Genomic DNA, 18,966 nt, shown 5'->3' on the forward strand with positions numbered 1-18,966 from the left:
GCTGCCCGTCGGGCGGCGCCGGGCTGTGCGTCGGCGGTGCGTCGGCGGTGCGTCGCAGGGGATCGGGCCATCCGCCGCGGGAGAAGGGCACCTTCTCTTCGTCGCAGGAGAAGCGCACCGTCTATTCGTCCTATTCGTCGGAGGAGAAGCGCACCGCCGCGTCCGGGAGGACCGCCCCGCACCAGACCCGGATGCCGTCGCGGAGTTCGTTGTCGGCGCCGACCCGGGCCCGGTCCCCGATCACCGCGCCCGTGAGCACCGTACGGCTGCCGATCCGGGCACCCGCTCCGACCAGCGAGTCCTTGATCACGGCCCCTGGTTCGACGACCGCGCCGGCCAGTATCGCGGAGCCGTCGATCCGGGCTTCCGCGCCGATCAGGGCGCCCTCCGCGACCACCGTGCCGCCGCTGATCTTGGCGTCGTCGGCGACGGAGGCCGTCGGCAGCACGAGTGCCTCGCCGCACCTGCCGGGGACGGCCGGGGACGGGGCGCGGCCCAGGACCAGATCGGCGGAGCCGCGTACGAAGGCCTGCGGGGTGCCGAGGTCCAGCCAGTACGTGGAGTCGACCATGCCCTGGAGGTGCGCTCCGGAGGCGAGCAGTCCGGGGAAGGTCTCGCGCTCGACGGAGACCGGGCGGCCGGCCGGGATGGTGTCGATGACCGAGCGGCGGAAGATGTACGCCCCCGCGTTGATCTGGTCGGTGACGATCTCCTCGGGCGTCTCGGGCTTCTCCAGGAAGGCGGTGACCCTGCCGCTGCCGTCCGTCGGTACGAGGCCGAAGGCGCGCGGGTCGTCGACGCGGGTGAGGTGGAGGGAGACGTCCGCTCCGGATTCGGTGTGCGAGGCGACCAGGGCCCGGATGTCCAGGCCGGTGAGGATGTCACCGTTGAAGATGAGGACCGGGTCGTCCGGGCCCGAGGTCAGTCGGGACGCGACGTTGCGTATCGCCCCGCCGGTGCCGAGCGGTTCGCGTTCGGTGACGTACTCGATGTGCAGGCCGAGCGACGAGCCGTCGCCGAAGTACGGTTCGAAGACCTCTGCCAGGTACGACGTCGCGAGCACGATGTGCTCGACCCCGGCGGCACGGGCGCGCGCCAACTGGTGGGTGAGGAACGGAACGCCCGCTGCCGGAACCATGGGCTTGGGCGTGTGCACCGTGAGCGGGCGCAGCCGGGTTCCTTTCCCGCCGACCAGGAGGATCGCTTCTTTTGCCTCTGTCACAGCACTGACTCTGCTTCCTGCTGGGGCCTGGCCTGGTTTCGGCTGGCCAGTGTATGCAGACCGGTTCGGTCGTCCCCGGTCAGCGGCCCGCAGCGGTCCGCAGCGGCTTCCCGTTCCGTTCAGCGGCCCTGGAGCTTGGCGGAGCTGGTCCGGGCCGAGCCGAGTTTCTTGTAGAGACGCGCTCCGGGGCAATCGGTTGCGAAGCCGTCCCGGTGACCGGAGATGACGTTGAGTTTGACCTTCTTGCCCTTCTTGTACTTGTTCCCGCCACCCGATACGAGGGTGGCCTTGCCGCGCGGGTCGGCGCCGAACAGCCCGAGCTTCCAGGCGGTGAGCTTCGCGACGGCGTTCACCACGGCGGCGGGTGGGTTGGACTGGGTGAAGGTGCCGAGCACCGCGATGCCCATGCTGTCGGTGTTGAAGCCGAGCGTGTGTGCTCCCAGGACGGCCCTGGTGACGCCCCCTGCCCGTCCTTCGTAGATGTTTCCGCACTTGTCGACGGCGAAGTTGTAGCCGATGTCGCGCCAGCCGCTGCTCTTGACGTGGTAGCGGTAGATGCCGCGCAGGACCGAGGGCGCCTGGGAGCACTTGTAGTTGTTGCCCGTGGCGCTGTGGTGGATGAAGGCGGCCTTGACCGTGCTGGTGTAGACGAACTTGCTCTCCCTGAGCTTCTCGTCGGCGCCCCAGCCCTTGCGGGTGACGATGCGCGGGCGGGGGCCGATGTACGGCCGGGTGCCGGGCGCGAGGCCGGCCTCTGCCTCGCCCTGCGCCTCGGACTGAGCCTTGCTCAGGGCGGGGAGCACGCTTGGGGAGAGGGGTGCGGTGCGTCCGTCCGCGGTGTCGTCGGTGGCGACTTCCTGGGCGCCCGGCTCGGTCCGGACACCCGGCCTGGCCTGGGCGCCCGGCTCGGCCTGGACACCCGGCCTGGCCTGGGCGCCCGGTCCGGCCTGGACACCCGGCTCGTTCTCGTCGCCGGTCGCGGCGGACTGCTGCGGGTCCTCGCCGGGGTCGACGAGTTCGAGGCGCAGCCCGCCGGGCAGCGGTACGGCGGAGCCGGTCCGGTCCTGCGGGTCCGGGGCCTCGGGGCGTACCCGGACCGCGACGGCGTCCGAGTCGCCGACCCAGAGCGGGGCGGTGGAGCCCCGTACGGCCCCGGAATCGCGCTCGGCGGTGCCGGGGTCGGCGGAGTGCTCGGCGTTGTGCGTCTCCAGGTCCTGCCAGTCGGACCACTCGCCGGTGCCGGTCGCGCGGGTGCGGACCTGGACGGTGCCGTGGAGTTCGGTGTCCGCGTCGTCCCAGACGACGCCGACCAGGGAGAAGGGGTGGACCTCGCGCTCGGGCAGCCCCTGTTCGGGGGCGGCCGCGCGGGTGGGTTCGCCGGTGGACCGGTCGGACGGCGCCGGCAGGGTCCGCATCGGCAGGGACTGCGTCGAGCCCGGCACGTCGACGGGCTCGGCGGGCTCGGCGGATTCGGCGGGGACGGTGCTGGTGTCGGGGGCGGCGCCCGCGGGCACGGCCAGCGGCAGCGCGAGTACGGCCGCACAGGTGACACCGATCGAGGATGCAATGAAGGGACGCATACGAATAATCCTGGGCATACACACGCAACTACGGCCACCTGGACGGCTCCGTGCAATTGACGGTCCGTCTGCCGATCCGGTGCAGCAGCCGCTCCTCCGTCCCGCCGGGCCCGCCACCGCCGCGTAATCTTGCGCGGATGAACGCCACCGACCGAACCCCTGCCGACCTGCTGCGTTCCGCGCTCGCCGCGGACCCGGCCCGCCCCTTGGTCACTTTCTACGACGACGCCACCGGAGAACGCGTCGAACTGTCGGTGGCCACCTTCGCCAATTGGGTGGCCAAGACCGCCAATCTCCTCCAGGGCGATCTCGCCGCGGAGCCCGGCGACCGGCTGGCCCTGCTGCTGCCCGCGCACTGGCAGTCCGCGGTCTGGCTGCTCGCCTGTTCCTCGGTCGGCGTGATCGCCGATGTGCAGGGCGACCCGGCCGGCGCCGACCTCGTGGTCAGCGGCCCGGACACACTGGAGGCCGCGCGGGCCTGCCGCGGCGAGCGGGTCGCCCTGGCGCTGCGCCCGCTGGGCGGCAGGTTCCCGCGGACGCCCGAGGGCTTCGCGGACTACGCGGTGGAGGTGCCGAGCCAGGGCGACCGGTTCGCGCCGTTCGCTCCCGTGGACCCGGACGCCCCCGCGCTGGCGGTGGGCGGCGTCGAGCTGGCGTCGGCGCAGGTGGTGGCGCGGGCCCGCGAGGACGCGGACGCGCTCGGCCTGACCGCCGGATCGCGGCTGCTCACGGGGCGCTCGTACGACACCTGGGAGGGGCTGGCCGCGGGGCTGTTCGCGCCGCTGGCCGCCGGGGGCTCCGTGGTCCTGTGCCGGCACCTGGACCAGCTGGGCGAAGCGGAACTGGCCAAGCGCGTCGAGAGCGAACGGGTCACCAACAGCGCGGTATGACAAGCACGCTGAGGACCACTCGTCCGGCGCAAGCCGGGCCGAGTCCTCGGGGCTTCACGTCAACTCCGGTACATGATCGGCGGTACTGACCACCGGAGACACAACCAAGCGTGAGGTTCAGCCGTCTACTTCTGCGACCGGCGGCCCGACGCGCCGCCGAACGTGAAGGATGGACGCAGACGTGAGCGAAAGCGCCGGCCCGCCGGACGACTCCGACGACTCGGCGGCGGGCGGGACCGGATCGCGGTCCGGGAACGAATCGCGCTCCGGGGACGGAACCGGCGCCACCCCGGCAGCCGCGGCCGGTCACCGGCGCCACTGGCTGCGCTGGACCGCGCTCGGCGCCTCGTTCGTCGTCCTGGTCGCGGCGGGCGTCGGCTGGTGGCTGTACAAGAAGCTCGACGGCAACATCAGGACCGACACCTCCGCGGCCGCCGAACTCAAGATGTACGAGCGGGAGCGGCCCGCCTCCGTGGTGCGCGACGCGGAGAACATCCTGCTCATCGGCTCGGACAGCCGGGCCGGCGACAACCGCAAGTACGGCCGTGACGACGGCGGCAGCCAGCGATCGGACACCACGATCCTGCTCCACCTCGCGGCGGACCGGAAGAGCGCCACCGCGATGTCCCTGCCGCGCGATCTGATGGTGTGGATCCCGGTCTGCCACCGGGCGGACGGCACGGCCACGAAGAAGCAATTCGCCCAGTTCAACTGGGCCTTCGAGTTCGGCGGCACCGCCTGCACGATCCGTACGGTCGAGAAGATGACCGGCATCCGGATCGACCACCACATGGTCGTCGACTTCAACGGCTTCAAGGACATGGTGGACGCCGTGGACGGGGTCGAGGTCTGCCTGAAGAAGCCGGTCGACGACCCCGACGCCCATCTGAAGCTCCCCTCCGGGCGTCAGACACTCGACGGCGAGCAGGCGCTGGGGTACGTACGGGCCCGGAAGTCAATCGGCAACGGCAGTGACACCGAACGAATGGATCGCCAGCAGCAGTTCCTGGGCGCGCTGGTGAACAAGGTGCAGAGCGACGGCGTCCTGCTCAACCCGACCCGCCTCTACCCGGTGCTGGACGCGGCCACCAAGGCGCTGACCACCGATCCCGGGCTGGACAGCCTCAAGGACATGTACGAACTGGTGCGCGGCATGCGCGACGTACCGACCGACAAGGTGCAGTTCCTGACGGTGCCCCGGCAGCCGTACGCCGCCAACCGGAACCGGGACGAACTCGTACAGCCCGATGCGAACCGGCTCTTCAAGCGACTGCGCGACGACGATCCGGTCGCCGTGGTCCCGGCGGACCGGCTCAAGCATGACGACGAGAAGAACAACAGGAAAAACAATGCCGCGACCGATACCCCGGACGCCTCCGGCCCCACTCCCACGCCGACCTATTCGGGCAACAACGCGGCGGCGGACCTGTGCAAGCAGTAAAGCAATTCCCAAACAGAAGCCGGTGATCGGCGTGTAATGAGCAGTATGACCAGTTGTAAGGACCGTGGAATTTGTCACGCACGTCGCTCGACGTCGAACTGGGCCGATAGTGTGACGCGATCCGGTGCTGCCGGCCTCCTGGCCGCGCACTTCTGGAGCGAAAGATCGAGCGCCTGATCGGGGGAGGCGCCTCGCGTGGCACCGACGGAGGACTCAAGCAACCGTGGATGCGCAAAGCCGTGGGCGGGCGGACGGAATCGACCCCGCAGACCAGTGGGTACTCAACCCGCAAACCGGCGATTACGAACTGCGACTGAATCATTCCGGAGGGGATTCGGGAGAGTCTTCCCGTACTTCCGGCCCGCGTGTCCCCAATAGCAGAGGGTCGGCCGGGAGAAGGCCGGCCCGGGACAGTGGCGGCGGACGCAGAAGCGCATCCCGCGACGGCAGGGGCGAGCGCCGGAATCCGGCCCGCGACGGCCAGGAGACGGGTTCGGCGCGCGAGGTACCGGGGCAGCGCGGCCGCCGTTCGGCGGGCGGCACGCGCGGCCAGGAGAGTTCCGGTCCGGCGGGCCGCCGCAGCCGCAAGGCCCCCAAGGCCCGCCGCAAGAAGGCGCTGTTGTGGACGGGCGGCACGATGGCGTTCGTGCTCGTCGGTCTGTCGGTGGGCGGGTACGCGCTGTACCAGCGCTTCAACGGCAACCTGAACACGGTCGACGTGGGCGGGTCCGGCAACAAGAACGTCTTCGACAACGACGCCCCGATCAACATCCTGATCATCGGCACCGACAAGCGCACCGGCAAGGGCAACGAGGGCTACGGCGACAAGGGCAGCGTGGGCCACGCCGACACCAACATCCTCTTCCACGTCTCCGAGGACCGCACCAACGCGACGGCGCTGAGCATCCCCCGCGACCTGATCACCGACATCCCGGACTGCGAGACCAAGCAGCCGGACGGTTCGGAGAAGGTCATCCCGGGCACGCCGAGCGTCCGCTTCAACCAGAGCCTCGGCCAGGAGGGCCGTAACGCCGGCTGCACCATGGAAACGGTCAAGGAGATCACCGGCCTGAAGGTCGACCACTTCATGATGGTCGACTTCAACGCGGTGAAGGAGCTGTCCACGGCGGTCGGCGGGGTCGAGATCTGCCTGGCCAAGCCGGTCAAGGACCCGGACTCGCACCTGGACCTGCCGGCCGGTGAGCACCGCATCCAGGGCGAGGACGCCCTGGCGTTCGTACGGACCCGGCACAGCTTCGGCAACAAGGGCGACCTGGACCGGATCAAGATCCAGCAGCAGTTCATCGCCTCGATGATCCGGCAGATGCAGTCGGACGACACCCTGACCAGCCCGACCAAGCTCTTCAAACTGGCGGACGCGGCGACCAAGGCGCTCACCGTCGACACCGGCATCGGCACAGGGAAGAAGCTGGCCTCGCTGGCCACGGAACTCAGCAAGGTCAACACCAAGAACATCACCTTCACCACGGTGCCGGTGCTCGACAACCCGGCCGAGAAGGTCAAGGCCACCGTCGTGCTGAACGAGGCCAAGGCCGAGCAGCTGTTCGCCATGATGCGCGACGACACCTCGCTGACCGAGGTGAAGTCGAAGAAGAAGAACGCGAAGAGCAAGCAGGACGCGCTCCTCAAGGGCTCCAAGGCCGCCGCCGCCGACGTACGCGTCGATGTGTACAACGGCGGCAAGGTGCCCGGCGCCGCGCAGGCGACGGTCACCTGGCTCCAGAACGAGCAGGGTGTGCTCAAGTCCACCAACAAGGCCAACGCCCCGGCGAAGGCCGCGAGGACGACGCTGGAGTACGCGCCGAACCAGGCGGACCAGGCCCGCGCCCTGGCCGCCATGATGGGCCTGCCCGGCTCGGCCATGAAGCAGGGCACCACGGACGCCGAAGGGCTCCAGGCGATGGTGCTGACGCTGGGGGACGACTTCAAGGGCGCGGGCACACCCATCACCGGGCCGGCGAAGGTGCCGACCGACATTCAGCAGGCAAACGCCGACAAGGCAGAGTGCGCCAAGTGACACCGGGTCACTGCGCGGAACCACGAGTCTGAGCAGCAGGGGGGTCCTGGTGGCACGGAGCGGTATACCCGAGGAGGGGACGCGGCCACGCGTCCGGCAGGCCGGTCGACCCGGCCGGGACGGCGGTCTCCACGAGGAGGCGCCGGAGCAGGAGACGGACTCCGGCGGAGATGGCCGCCGGGCCGCTCCGGCGGAGGGCGGGCACCGGCGCGGTGGCCCGAAGCGGCACGGCAAGAAGGGCAAGCGCCGGGTGCTGCGCTGGGTCGCGTCGGTGACCGCGCTGCTCATAATCGGCGGCGCCGGCGCCGGTTACCTCTACGTCCAGCACCTGAACGGCAATCTCAAGAAGGCCGATCTGACCCTCGGCGACAAGAAGATGGCCGATCACAAGGCCAACGCAGCCGGTCAGACCCCGATGAACATCCTGCTCATAGGCTCGGACGCGCGGGACTCCAAGGAGAACCAGAAGCTCGGCGGGGCCAAGAACACCTTCGGCGCACCGCCCCTGGCCGACGTGCAGATGCTGCTCCACCTCTCCGCCGACCGCAGCAACATGTCGGTGATCAGCATGCCGCGCGACACGATGCTGAAGATCCCGAAGTGCACCGACCCGGAGACGAAGCACGTCTACCCCGCGACCACCGGTCTGGAGATGACCAACGAGACGCTGGGCCGTGGCGGTCCCGGTTGCACGGTGGCCACCTGGTACGAGCTCACCGGCATCACCATCGACCACTTCATGATGATCGACTTCTCCGGTGTGGTCTCGATGGCGGACGCGATCGGCGGCGTCCCGGTCTGCGTCAAGGGCAACGTCTACTCGCACACCAGCACCGGCAAGGGCTCCGGGCTGAAGCTGGAGAAGGGCACCACGAAGATCAAGGGCAAGCAGGCCCTCCAGTGGCTGCGCACCCGCTACGGCTTCGAGGACGGCACCGACCTCGGCCGTACCCACGCCCAGCACATGTACATGAACTCGATGGTCCGTGAGCTGCGCGAGGGCACCAAGCTCACCGACCCGGGCAAGCTGATGAGCCTCGCCGAGGCGGCGACGGACGCGCTGACGGTCGACAAGGGCGACAACGGCCTCGGCTCGGTCAACAAGCTGTACGACCTCGCGGAGGAGCTCAAGAAGGTTCCCACCAAGCGCATCACCATGACGACGATGCCGAACGTCTACGGGACGGGCACGCTCAAGGAGCGGGTGCTTCCCAAGCCCGGCGACGCCGACCAGCTCTTCCAGATGGTCCGCGACGACATCCCGCTCGACGGCAAGGCGTCCAAGCGCAAGAAGCCGGCCGCCGCGAAGAAGCCCACCGCGTCCCCCGCCGAGACCCCGGTGGCCGTCCGCAACGGAACGCGTACCGAGGTCGACTATCCGGTCAAGGGCCGGGCGACGGCGGTCAAGGACCTGCTGGTCGGGAAGGGCTACACCCAGTCCACGATCGATTCGCAGAACACCGAGCCGGCGAAGCGGACCGGGATCCTCTTCCCCAGCGTGGACATGGAGGGCAACGCCCAGGCGGTCGCCAAGGCGCTCGGCATCCCCCTGACGGCGGTGAAGAAGTCGACCGACGTCTCCGGCATCACGCTGACCGTGGGGGCCGACTGGCGCGAGGACGGCGACTACCACGCGCCCTCAGCCGAGGAGAAGACCCCGGACAGCGCACGGGCGCTCAACGGAGACGACAAGGCGGCCTGCATGGACATCCAGCCGGGCTTCGGCTGGTAGCACGCCTCGGCTGACAGCGCACCACGCACCGCGGGGGCCTTCCGGCACGTCGGAAGGCCCCCGCGGTGTCGTCGGGTCTCACACGGTGACGGCCGGCCGGCGGCTGGCGATGACCTTCTTCGCGAGCGAGCGGGGGCTGGTCAGGAAGCCGTACCCCCACGACATGTGCATGGTCGCGAGGGCCACCGGGATCCGGGCCCGCGCCTTCAGCGATAGGCCCTTGCCCGCCGGTACGGATCCGGCGACGATCGCCGCGGCGTACCCGGCGGGGACGACGAACGCCCAGGGGGTGACGGCCGCGCCGACCACGATGCCCGCCGCGATCGCACAGACGGCGGTGGGCGGCGCCAGGTAGCGCAGGTTGATCGAGCCGGAGTGGTAGCGGGCGACGACGTGGCGCCAGCGGCCGTAGTCCTTGTACTGCTTGGCGAGCGCCCGCACGGAGGGGCGCGGCCGGTACTGCACCTTCAGCTCGGGCGAGAACCAGATCAGCCCGCCGGCCTCGCGGATGCGGAAGTTCAGCTCCCAGTCCTGGGCCCGGATGAACTCCACGTTGTAGCCGTCCGCCTTCTCCAGCGCCTCGCGGCGGAAGACCCCGAGATAGACGGTCTCCGCCGGACCGGCCTGGCCCCCGGTGTGGAAGGCCGCGTTGCCGACGCCGATCTTCGACGTCATGGCCGCGGCGACGGCGTCCTCCCAGGCGTTCTCGCCCTCGGCGTGCATGATGCCGCCCACGTTCTGCGCGCCGGTCTCCTCCAGGAGGCGGACGGCGGTCGCGATGTAGTTCGGCGAGAGCATGCCGTGGCCGTCGACCCGCACCACTACGGGGTGGCGGGATGCCTTGATCGCGGCGTTGAGGGCGGCCGGGGTGCGGCCGGTCGGGTTGGGGACGGTGTGGACCCGGGGGTCCTCGCGCACCAGCTCCGCGGCGATCTCGTCGGTGCGGTCCGTGGAGGGGCCCAGTGCGATGACCACCTCCATCTCACCCGCGTACTCCTGCTCCAGGATGTGCCGGACGGAGTTCCTGAGGTGACGTTCCTCGTTGAGCACCGGCATGATCACGGAGACGGCGGGGAACTGCGCGGCAGGCATGGTGGTCCTCGGGTGGTCCTCGGGTGGCGCCGGGGGTTCGCACCTCACCGGGCGGCGTCATTCGGCCGCCACGTTACCGCGAATGGGGGACACCAACGCGCCCCGCCGGGTCGCGCACCGGGCCTTTGATCATATGGACCTACTGTGCGAACGGTCCCCTCGCACCGCGGAGGTCTCCCCCGTGCCCACACCCCGCCGCTCCCCCAGTCCCTCGCGTTCCCGCGCGGTTCCGCCCCGGCCCAGGTCCAGAAAGCAGGACGAGCGCCCACGCTGGGGCATGCGGATGGCGACCGGTCTCTCCGTGCTGGTGCTGGGGGCCGGCGGGGTCGGTCACGCGGTGGTGGCCAATCTGGAGACCGGGATCGACCGGATCGATCCGTTCAAGGACATGAAGAACCGGCCACGCGCCGGGACCGGTATGAACCTGCTGCTCGTGGGCACCGACGGCCGCGACCGGATCAGCCCGGAGGAGAAGCGGAAGTACCGGCTGGGCGGTGCGCCCTGCCACTGCACCGACACGGTCATGCTGGTGCATCTGTCGGCGGACAAGAAGCGCGCGAGCATCGTCTCGCTGCCCCGTGACAGCTACGCCGAGGTCCCCGAGCACACCGACCGGAACTCGGGGAAGCAGCACTCCGCGCACCCGCTCAAGCTGAACGCGGCCTATGCCGAGGGCGGGCCGAATCTGACCGTACGGACCGTCGAGCACATGACGGGCATCAAGGTCGACCACTATCTGGAGGTCGACTTCACCAGCTTCATGAAGACCGTGGACACCCTGGGCGGCGTGAAGATCTGCACGGCCCGGCCGATGAAGGACTCGTACACCGGTCTCGATCTCGCCGCGGGCACCCATGAGCTGGACGGCGGGCAGGCCCTGCAGTACGTACGCTCCCGGCACATCGACGGGGCCGCCGACCTGGGCCGGATGCAGCGCCAGCAGCAGTTCCTCGCGTCGCTGATCGCGCGGGCGACCAGCAGCGGTGTGCTGCTGAACCCGGTGAAGTTCCGGGACGTCGCCTCGACGATGCTGAGCTCGGTCCGGGCCGACAAGGGGTTCGGCACGGAGCAGATGCTGGAGCTCGCCCAGGCGATGCGCGGTTTCTCCCCGGCCTCGTCCGAGTTCACCTCCGTACCGGTGGGGAACGTCTCCTACCCGGTGAAGGGCATCGGCTCGACGGTCAGATGGGACGAGGCGAAGTCGAAGAAGCTCTTCCGGGCACTGCGCGAGGACAAGCCGCTCGCCCCCGCGCGGCCCAAGGAGCCGAAGGCGCAGACGGTCGACGTCGCCCCCCGGCAGGTCCGGGTCCAGGTCTACAACGGGACTCCGAAGGACGGCCTCGGCAAGACGGTCGACGACGGGCTGCGCGCCACCGGCTTCGACACCACACGCGCCCCGCTCAACGGTGAGCTGCACGCCCTCAAGCGCACCCTGATCAGCTACGACCCGCGCTGGGACCGGTCCGCGAGGTCACTGGCGGCCGCACTGCCCGGGGCCGAGCTGCGGCCGGTACGGGGGCAGGGGGCCACGATGCGGGTGACGGCGGGCGCGGACTTCGAGACGGTGCGGCGGGTACGGGCCGAGGAGACGGACGCCGGCGGGTTCGGCACGGTGACGGGCGACCAGGTGGCCTGCCCGTGACGGTGGGGGCGCCGGGCGGCAGGCAGCCCCGCGACGCCGCGAGGCCTGCTGCCGGGCCCAGCCCCCCGGGGCTCAGTCCTCGATGCCCTCCGCCGCGCGCTTCTCGCGCAGCTCCCGGATCGCCCGGCGGCGGGCGAGGCGGTGGGTGCGCCGGATCTGCGCCTCCTGGTAGCGCCGCTTGTCGCGCTCCGTCTCCGGGATCACCTGCGGTACGGGGCGCGGCTTGCCGTCCGCGTCGACCGCGGCGAACACCAGATAGGCGCTGCCGACCTGCTGGGCGGGGGTGGATTCGTTCCATCGCTCGGCCATGACCCGGACGCCGACCTCCATCGAGGAGCGGCCGGTCCAGTTCACCTGGGCACGGACGTGAACGAGATCACCTACGCGGACCGGCTCCAGGAAGGCCATCTCGTCCATCGAGGCCGTCACGGCGGGGCCGCCGGAGTGCCGGCCGGCCACGGCGCCCGCCGCGTCGTCGACCAGTTTCATGATCACGCCACCGTGCACGGTGCCCAGAAGATTGGTGTCGTTGCCGGTCATGATGTGGCTGAGGGTGGTCCGGGAGGCGGCGGTCGGCTTGCCCGGGATGTCGCCCTCCGGGCGCGGGGCCTGATCTGTCATACCGTCCACCTTATGCGGGGGCTTCCGCCCGGCGGCAATGCATCAGCTTCGCAACAGCCCTGGTGCGATTTCCCGCACCCCCTGTAATACCGGCGTACCCGGCCTGCACACTGGACCGCATGAACGATTGGCCCGAGGGATGGTCCGACGACAACCGCGGCGGCAACCGCTACGGGCAGGGCAGCTCCGGTGAGCAGCCGGAGGGCGCCCGCTCGATGCCGCACGTCCAGCGGCGCCCCGCCCCGCAGCAGCGGCGCCCCGCACCGCCGAGGCAGCGGCCGATCCCCCAGCAGCCGGGCGGCTACGACAACGGCGGCCCGCAGTACGACAGCGGGTACAACACCGGCCAGGTCTACGGCGGCGGCAACGCCGGCGGCCGGGGCAACGGCCACGGCGGCGGTCAGGGCGGCGGCGGTTACACGCAGGGCCGGCCGGCGCCCGACTGGCGCCGCCGGATCAAGATAGGCGCGCTGACCCTGGTGGTCGTGGTCCTCGGGGTCTCCATAGGCACGTACTTCTGGGCCGATTCCAAGCTCAAGCGCGAGGTGGACCTCTCCAAGGTCATCGAGCGGCCGGAGGGCGGCGACGGCACCAACTACCTGATCGTCGGTTCCGACAGCCGCGAGGGCATGACGGCCGAGGACAAGAAGAAGCTCCACACGGGCTCCGCCGCGGGCAAGCGGACCGACTCGATGATGATCCTGCACGACGGCTCCAACGGGCCGACGCTGATCTCCCTGCCCCGTGACTCGAACGTCGAGATCCCCTCGTTCAAGGGCTCCGACTCCGGCAAGCTCTACCCGGGCCGCGGCCGCTTCACCAAGCTGAACGCCGCGTATGCCATGGACGGTCCCGAACTCCTCGTCCGTACCGTCGAGTTCAACACCGGGCTGCGCATCGACCACTACTGCGAGATCGGCTTCGGCGGCTTCGCCAAGATCGTGGACGCGATCGGCGGCGTGGAGCTGGACATCCCCAAGGCCTTCAAGGACAAGAAGTCCGGCGCGGACTTCCAGGCGGGCAAGCAGACGCTGAACGGCGAGCAGTCGCTGGCCTTCGTCCGCACCAGGTACGCCTTCGCCGAGGCGGACCTGGCCCGTACGAAGAACCAGCAGAAGTTCCTCGCGGCCCTGGCGAGCCAGACGGCGACGCCGTCCACGATCCTCAACCCGTTCAAGCTGTACCCGACGATGGGCGCGGGCCTGGACACCCTGATCGTCGACAAGGACATGTCGCTCTGGTCCCTGAGCCAGATGTTCTTCGCCATGAAGGACGTCACGGGCGGCGACGGCAGGTCGATGAACATGCCGATGTCGGGCTTCTCCGGTGGCAACGTGGTCTGGGACAAGGCCAAGGTGAAGCAGTTGGTGGAGCAGCTCAAGAACGACGAGAAGGTCACCGTCACCGAGAAGTGACGACGCCTGACAGCGGGGCCCGGACGGCAACCCGTCCGGGCCCTGCCGCGTACTCGTCCCGGTGCTGCACGTTGATGACGAGGTGATCCGTCGGTGCTCCTGCGCCGAGCGCGGCAGGGGCCTTCCCGCCCACGCGCGGCGTGGGGAGGCGGTGAGGGTCGACGCGAACGTGACGGCTGGGGGGAGATGTGTCACGTTGCGCGGAGGGGGGTGCGGGAGGGCGCGAGCGCGCCGGGGGATCAGCGTCCGGCAGCGTAGGAGACGAAGCCCACCCAGGCGTTGGGGCCGAAGGAGAGGCGTGGGCCTTGGGCTTTCTTGGAGTCCCGGACGTGAACCGTGCCGGGGGCAGCGGCGACCTCGACACAGTCATTGCCGTCGCTGCTGTCACTGAAGCTGCTCTTGAACCACTCCAACCCGGAGGCGTCCCCTGCAGAGCTCTTGCGGATCATGTCTCTCCCAGCACTTGCTCGATGAAGGCCAGTGACTCTCTTGGCGAGAGAGCCCGAGCCCGGATGATGCCATACCGCAGTTCGAGAATCCGGAGCTGCTTCGGATCGGAGACGGGCCGGCCGGCGAACTCATTGTCGGTGCGCCCCACCGCCGAGCCGTCGCCGAACTTCAACACCTGGATCCGCCCGCCTGTTCCAGGGTGATCCCCGCAGCGCGTCGGCATCACCTGAATCTCCACGTTTCGCAACTTCCCCACCTCCAAAAGGTGTTCAAGCTGTTCGCGCATCACCATTGTCCCCCCGATGGGGCGGCGCAGCGTCACCTCTTCCTGGACAAAGCTGAGCTCCGGGGCGGGCTCCCGCGCGAAGACGGAGCGCCGGGCCATGCGCGCGTCAACCATCCGCTGAAGCTCTGCCTGCGAGTACGCAGGCCGACGCGTAGCGAGTAGCGCGCCCATGTACGCCTCGGTCTGCAACAGGCCATGGATGTTGTGATTGCCGTACGCCGACAGCTCGACGGCCCGCGCCTCCAGCTTCGCCAGGTCCCGTACCTTCTTCGGGTACCGGACCTCCGCCACGTCCTGCTTCATCGCCGCGATCTTCCCGCGCGCCCCGAGCACCTCGTCCGCCCTGTCCAGGAGCTCCGGGCGAGGGATACGACGGCCGCCCTCCACCTTGTAGATCTGGTCCTCCCCGTACCCGATCGCGGCCCCGAACTCGCCGGCCCGCAGCCCCGCCGCCTCCCGCCACGCCTTGATCTGGCGACCCACCGCCGCGACCACGGCCGCCCCCGACTCGTCATCGGGATCGACGTCCCAGCCCGGCTCGTCCGCCCCGGCGTCGCCGTGTTCCGTACCGGTCTCATCCACGCTCATCCGTGCCCCACTTCCGACGCGCTTGCCGTTCTTGGCTCAACCCCTGTGTCCCCAACACGTCACCCCGGACAGCCGGGACAGCACCGGACAAGCACGGGACAATCACCGTACGCAAGGGGCTCGTTGCTGTTCACGGTACGCACGCCCCGGCCACGCTGAGCGGCGTGAACCAACACATCACCCGAACCGAACATTCCGCTCCGGCCCGGCAGTTCACCGTGTTGCTCTCCCCCACCCGCCGAGGCGCCAGGCTCGCCCGCCTCCTGGCCACGGCGCATCCACTCCCGACCAGCACGCGGAGAGCGGGCGCGGCCTGCTGATCGTCGAGGCGCTCGCCGACCGCTGGGGCATCGACGTCGGGCCCGTCCCGCGCAAGACGATCTGGGCCGAACTCGACCTCGTACCGTGACCGCTCCACCGGGTCGCGGACATCCACGATCCGGTCGACCACGTCCCGGCGTTCCACGACGCATAAAGCTTTTAAGAACCTGGAGAAATCACCCTCCCCACCCAAACCCGACCCCGGTCCCGTCGCCGTCACTCACTCGGGTGACATGGGGCAACTGGGCTGGATTTCATACGGGTTGGCTGGCATATGCTCGCCGCGACAACTCCAGAACATGCGACGGCCCCCGACCGAGATTCACAGTCTCAACCGGGGGCCTGACCACCGAGGAAGTAGAGGCTTCCCGATGGGTACCCCGCAGATTACCGCGCCCCCGTGCGCCCCGTCCCCCGTACCCGGAGACGCCACACCGTCATCCGGCGTCGTCCACATCAACTTCCGGCATGCCGCAGGCTTCACCGTCATCGGCAACCACCTCGCCCAGCACCGCGGCCTCTCCCTCGCCGCGATCGGGCTCGCCGCCCACATCCAGTCGCTCCCCGCCGGAGCCAGGATCGGCATCAAGCGCCTCGCCGAACGCTTCCCCGAGAGCGAGACCCGCATCGCCGCCGCCCTGCGCGAGCTCGAAGCCCACGGCTACCTCCACCGCAGCCGCGTACGCCTCGCCGACGGCCGCATCATCACCCGCACCGTCTCGTACAACCAGCCCGGCACGGCCGCCCACCCCGCCGCAACTCCCCACCCCCGGACGGCCCCCAGCAAGCCGACCCCGCAGCCCACACCACCGCCACGCGTAACCACTCCCGAACCGCGCCCCGCTCCGGCCCCCGCACCACCCCCGGCACCCACACCGCAACCGCAACCCACCCCCGTCCTCGTACCGGCCCCCACCGCACGCACCACGCCGCCACCACCGCTCCCCCAGCCCCAGGAACTCACGCCGGAACTCCAGCGCGCGGCCACCGCCCTCCTCGCCGACCTACGCCGCCACGCGCCTCAACTCGTCCTCTCCGAGCACGACATCCGCACCCTCGCGCCCGGCGTCGCCACCTGGCTCGAACGCGACGCCCACCCCGACACCATCCGCCACACCCTCACCACCGACCTCCCCGTCCCCCTGAAACACCCGGCCAAGCTCCTCCGCCACCGGATCACGGCACTCCTGCCACCACCGCTCCCGGGACCCCAAGACGTTGCCGCACAGGCACGCCCCGGCGTCATCGTCATCCCGCTCCAGAACTGCGACCACTGCGACCGCGCCTTCCGCTCCCGCCACCCAGGCCACTGCCGCGACTGCCGGACAGACCTCCGCACGGCCGCCTGACCGAAACGCCACTCAACCCGAACGGACCTCAATGGTCAGCTCGCCCCACGAGGCAATGCACCGCATCTTCCAGGAGTACCCCGGCCTCTTCTCCCGCGTCTCCGAAGTGCTCGGGGTCGACATCCCACCACCCACATCGGCCACCACCCTGCCCACCGACCTCACAGAAGCCCGCCCCGTCGAACGCCGCGTGGACACCCTCCTACGCATCGACACGGAGCACGACGGACCCTTCCTCCTCGCCATCGAAGCCCAGGGCAAGAAGGATCCACGCAAGACCGCCAGCTGGCCGTACTACGTCAGCTATCTCCACAACAGGTACGGGCTGCCCGTCCTGTTACTGGTCGTCTGCCAGGACCACACCACCGCCGAATGGGCCGCACGCCCCATCTCCATCGGCGTCCGTCAATGGCAGACGCTCGCCATGCACCCCCTCGTCGCGGGTCCGCACAACATGCCGGTCATCACCGATGTGGCCGAAGCCCGCAAGGACCTCGCACTCGCCACACTGGCCGCCATCACACACGCCGACAATCCGGACGTCGGTGCCATACTGAAAACCCTGTCAGCCGCGCTGCGGGACACACCGGAAGCAATCGCCGACCCCATCGCCGAACTCACCGCACAGGGCCTGGGCAACCGCCCGGCCGCACAACAGTGGAGGAATCTGGTGGCCGTGGACACGTCTTTCTACAAGTCCTTCATGTCGGAGGAAATCCGGGACGAAGGCCGGGCACAAGGCCGGGCACAAGGCCGGGCGGAAGGCCTCCTGCTCGTCCTCGAAGTACGTGGTATCGCCCTTACCGACGAGACCCGCGAGAAGATCACCAGCTGCGACGACCCCCAGCTCCTGCGCCAGTGGCTGAACCGCGCCGCCACCGCCGCCACCATTGAGGATGTCTTCACCGGGGAGTGATCCAACCCCGGCTCCCCCACCGCACAGACGCGTCCGGCCCCCGATGCGCACATCGGGGGCCGGACGCATGAAGCAATGACCGCTACGGCAGGTTCCTCGCCATGACGATGCGCTGAACCTGATTCGTTCCCTCATAAATCTGGGTGATCTTCGCGTCGCGCATCATCCGCTCCACCGGGTAGTCCCGCGTGTAGCCGTAGCCGCCGAGCAGCTGGACCGCGTCCGTGGTGATCTCCATCGCGACGTCGGAGGCGAAGCACTTGGCCGCGGCGCCGAAGAAGGTGAGGTCGCCGTCGAGGCGTTCGGACTTGGCGGCGGCGGAGTAGGTGAGCTGGCGGGCCGCCTCCAGCTTCATGGCCATGTCGGCCAGCATGAACTGGATGCCCTGGAAGTCGGCGATCGGCTTGCCGAACTGCTTGCGCTCCTGGACGTAGCCCTTGGCGTAGTCGAGGGCGCCCTGGGCGATGCCGAGGGCCTGGGCCGCGATGGTGATGCGGGTGTGGTCCAGGGTCTTCATCGCGGTGGCGAAGCCGGTGCCCTCCTCGCCGATCATGCGGTCGGCGGGGATGCGGACGTTGTCGAAGTAGACCTCGCGGGTCGGGGACCCCTTGATGCCGAGCTTCTTCTCCGGGGCGCCGAAGGAGACGCCCTCGTCCGACTTCTCGACGACGAAGGCCGAGATGCCCTTGGAGCGCTTGGTCGGGTCGGTGACGGCCATGACCGTGTAGTACTCGGAGACGCCCGCGTTGGTGATCCAGCGCTTCACGCCGTTGAGGACCCAGAAGTCGCCGTCACGGACCGCGCGGGTCTTCATGCCGGCCGCGTCCGAGCCCGCGTCGGGCTCGGAGAGGCAGTACGAGAACATGCCGTCGCCCTTGGCGAGCGGGCCCAGGTACTTCTTCTTCAGGTCCTCGGAGCCGGAGAGGATCACCGGGAGGGAACCGAGCTTGTTCACGGCCGGGATGAGGGAGGAGGAGGCGCAGACGCGGGCCACCTCCTCGATCACGATGACCGTGGCGAGGGCGTCGGCGCCCGCGCCGCCGTACTGCTCGGGTACGTGCACCGCGTGCAGGTCCGCCGCGGTCAGGGCGTCCAGCGCCTCCTGCGGGAAGCGCGCCTCCTCGTCGACCGCCGCCGCGTGCGGGGCGATCTTCGCCTCGGCGAGCGCACGCACCGTCTCCCGGAGCATCTCGTGCTCCTCGGCCGGACGGTACAGGTCGAAATCGGTCGAACCCGCCAAGACGCTCACTCCCCAAGACGCTAACTACCGTTAAGTAACCCAATTTTAGAGCGCTGCGCCCGCGATGGCCTATGCAAAGCCCGCGTGAGCTTCACGACAGGGGTCGCAAAGGGGTGGGTGAGGCTGTGCGGGCGGCCGGAAAC

15 protein-coding genes and 1 pseudogene are annotated in these 18,966 nt (G+C 69.7%); 9 read left to right on the top strand and 7 right to left on the bottom strand.

From position 1 onward, the window contains the following. Positions 1 to 130: 130 nt before the first annotated feature. The gene (locus ACFYY1_RS14660) at positions 131 to 1,222 is read right to left on the bottom strand and encodes a sugar phosphate nucleotidyltransferase (protein WP_388584782.1); all 1,092 of its coding nucleotides are present in this window, start codon (positions 1,220 to 1,222) and stop codon (positions 131 to 133) included. Positions 1,223 to 1,341: 119 nt separating this feature from the next. Further along, positions 1,342 to 2,802: an N-acetylmuramoyl-L-alanine amidase gene (locus ACFYY1_RS14665; protein ID WP_388584784.1), complete on the bottom strand. Its 1,461-nt coding sequence runs from the start codon at positions 2,800 to 2,802 to the stop codon at positions 1,342 to 1,344. A 137-nt stretch (positions 2,803 to 2,939) separates the two neighbouring features. On the opposite strand from ACFYY1_RS14665, the gene ACFYY1_RS14670 reads away from it, so the two are divergent. The 4 genes from ACFYY1_RS14670 (at position 2,940) to ACFYY1_RS14685 (ending at position 8,903) form a co-directional block, all read left to right on the top strand. Next, positions 2,940 to 3,692, top strand: coding sequence for a TIGR03089 family protein (locus ACFYY1_RS14670; protein WP_388584786.1), 753 nt, complete (start codon positions 2,940 to 2,942; stop codon positions 3,690 to 3,692). Between the two features lie 181 nt (positions 3,693 to 3,873). Next, positions 3,874 to 5,133 (top strand): LCP family protein, encoded by a 1,260-nt coding sequence (locus ACFYY1_RS14675; RefSeq protein ID WP_388584788.1) that lies wholly within the window; start codon positions 3,874 to 3,876, stop codon positions 5,131 to 5,133. Positions 5,134 to 5,356: 223 nt separating this feature from the next. Beyond that, positions 5,357 to 7,171, top strand: coding sequence for an LCP family protein (locus ACFYY1_RS14680; RefSeq protein ID WP_388584789.1), 1,815 nt, complete (start codon positions 5,357 to 5,359; stop codon positions 7,169 to 7,171). 49 nt (positions 7,172 to 7,220) lie between these two features. Next, the gene (locus ACFYY1_RS14685) at positions 7,221 to 8,903 is read left to right on the top strand and encodes an LCP family protein (RefSeq protein WP_388584791.1); all 1,683 of its coding nucleotides are present in this window, start codon (positions 7,221 to 7,223) and stop codon (positions 8,901 to 8,903) included. A gap of 78 nt (positions 8,904 to 8,981) precedes the next feature. Here the strand turns inward: ACFYY1_RS14685 and ACFYY1_RS14690 are convergent, their stop codons facing one another. Then, positions 8,982 to 9,995 (bottom strand): glycosyltransferase family 2 protein, encoded by a 1,014-nt coding sequence (locus tag ACFYY1_RS14690; RefSeq protein ID WP_388584792.1) that lies wholly within the window; start codon positions 9,993 to 9,995, stop codon positions 8,982 to 8,984. Positions 9,996 to 10,272: 277 nt separating this feature from the next. Between ACFYY1_RS14690 and ACFYY1_RS14695 the strand changes: the two genes are divergently transcribed. Continuing rightward, on the top strand, positions 10,273 to 11,637 hold the full coding sequence (locus ACFYY1_RS14695) for an LCP family protein (protein WP_388584793.1): 1,365 nt from the start codon (positions 10,273 to 10,275) through the stop codon (positions 11,635 to 11,637). 72 nt (positions 11,638 to 11,709) lie between these two features. Here ACFYY1_RS14695 and ACFYY1_RS14700 read toward each other — a convergent pair whose 3' ends face one another. Continuing rightward, positions 11,710 to 12,258: an acyl-CoA thioesterase gene (locus ACFYY1_RS14700; protein ID WP_388584796.1), complete on the bottom strand. Its 549-nt coding sequence runs from the start codon at positions 12,256 to 12,258 to the stop codon at positions 11,710 to 11,712. A gap of 119 nt (positions 12,259 to 12,377) precedes the next feature. Here ACFYY1_RS14700 and ACFYY1_RS14705 point away from each other — a divergent pair, with 119 nt between their 5' ends. Next, a complete protein-coding gene (locus tag ACFYY1_RS14705) occupies positions 12,378 to 13,673 on the top strand; it encodes an LCP family protein (protein ID WP_388584797.1) in 1,296 nt (431 codons plus the stop codon). A 239-nt stretch (positions 13,674 to 13,912) separates the two neighbouring features. Here the strand turns inward: ACFYY1_RS14705 and ACFYY1_RS14710 are convergent, their stop codons facing one another. Further along, on the bottom strand, positions 13,913 to 14,122 hold the full coding sequence (locus ACFYY1_RS14710; RefSeq protein ID WP_388584800.1) for a DUF397 domain-containing protein: 210 nt from the start codon (positions 14,120 to 14,122) through the stop codon (positions 13,913 to 13,915). Further along, positions 14,119 to 14,997: a helix-turn-helix domain-containing protein gene (locus ACFYY1_RS14715; RefSeq protein WP_388584802.1), complete on the bottom strand. Its 879-nt coding sequence runs from the start codon at positions 14,995 to 14,997 to the stop codon at positions 14,119 to 14,121. The genes ACFYY1_RS14710 and ACFYY1_RS14715 overlap by 4 nt, the downstream gene beginning before the upstream one ends. Positions 14,998 to 15,161: 164 nt before the next feature. Here ACFYY1_RS14715 and ACFYY1_RS14720 point away from each other — a divergent pair. The 3 genes and pseudogenes from ACFYY1_RS14720 (at position 15,162) to ACFYY1_RS14730 (ending at position 17,583) form a co-directional block, all read left to right on the top strand. Continuing rightward, positions 15,162 to 15,406: pseudogene (locus ACFYY1_RS14720) on the top strand (ATP-binding protein). A gap of 283 nt (positions 15,407 to 15,689) precedes the next feature. Further along, complete coding sequence (locus ACFYY1_RS14725) at positions 15,690 to 16,667, top strand: helix-turn-helix domain-containing protein (protein WP_388584804.1); 978 nt, start codon at positions 15,690 to 15,692, stop codon at positions 16,665 to 16,667. A gap of 31 nt (positions 16,668 to 16,698) precedes the next feature. After that, a complete protein-coding gene (locus ACFYY1_RS14730) occupies positions 16,699 to 17,583 on the top strand; it encodes a hypothetical protein (RefSeq protein WP_388584805.1) in 885 nt (294 codons plus the stop codon). Between the two features lie 82 nt (positions 17,584 to 17,665). Here ACFYY1_RS14730 and ACFYY1_RS14735 read toward each other — a convergent pair whose 3' ends face one another. After that, positions 17,666 to 18,823: an acyl-CoA dehydrogenase gene (locus ACFYY1_RS14735; protein WP_266733788.1), complete on the bottom strand. Its 1,158-nt coding sequence runs from the start codon at positions 18,821 to 18,823 to the stop codon at positions 17,666 to 17,668. Positions 18,824 to 18,966: the final 143 nt, after the last annotated feature.

The organism is Streptomyces sp. NPDC001890 (assembly GCF_042891445.1).
Taxonomy (GTDB): domain Bacteria; phylum Actinomycetota; class Actinomycetes; order Streptomycetales; family Streptomycetaceae; genus Streptomyces.

What these genes read in the sequence shown, in the direction of transcription:
- ACFYY1_RS14690 (WP_388584792.1), bottom strand. Translation starts at nt 9,995, where the DNA reads ATGCCTGCCGCGCAGTTCCCCGCCGTCTCCGTGATCATGCCGGTGCTC.
- ACFYY1_RS14715 (WP_388584802.1), bottom strand. Translation starts at nt 14,997, where the DNA reads ATGAGCGTGGATGAGACCGGTACGGAACACGGCGACGCCGGGGCGGAC.
- ACFYY1_RS14730 (WP_388584805.1), top strand. Translation starts at nt 16,699, where the DNA reads ATGGTCAGCTCGCCCCACGAGGCAATGCACCGCATCTTCCAGGAGTAC.
- ACFYY1_RS14710 (WP_388584800.1), bottom strand. Translation starts at nt 14,122, where the DNA reads ATGATCCGCAAGAGCTCTGCAGGGGACGCCTCCGGGTTGGAGTGGTTC.
- ACFYY1_RS14705 (WP_388584797.1), top strand. Translation starts at nt 12,378, where the DNA reads ATGAACGATTGGCCCGAGGGATGGTCCGACGACAACCGCGGCGGCAAC.
- ACFYY1_RS14695 (WP_388584793.1), top strand. Translation starts at nt 10,273, where the DNA reads ATGCGGATGGCGACCGGTCTCTCCGTGCTGGTGCTGGGGGCCGGCGGG.
- ACFYY1_RS14700 (WP_388584796.1), bottom strand. Translation starts at nt 12,258, where the DNA reads ATGACAGATCAGGCCCCGCGCCCGGAGGGCGACATCCCGGGCAAGCCG.
- ACFYY1_RS14670 (WP_388584786.1), top strand. Translation starts at nt 2,940, where the DNA reads ATGAACGCCACCGACCGAACCCCTGCCGACCTGCTGCGTTCCGCGCTC.
- ACFYY1_RS14725 (WP_388584804.1), top strand. Translation starts at nt 15,690, where the DNA reads ATGGGTACCCCGCAGATTACCGCGCCCCCGTGCGCCCCGTCCCCCGTA.
- ACFYY1_RS14665 (WP_388584784.1), bottom strand. Translation starts at nt 2,802, where the DNA reads ATGCGTCCCTTCATTGCATCCTCGATCGGTGTCACCTGTGCGGCCGTA.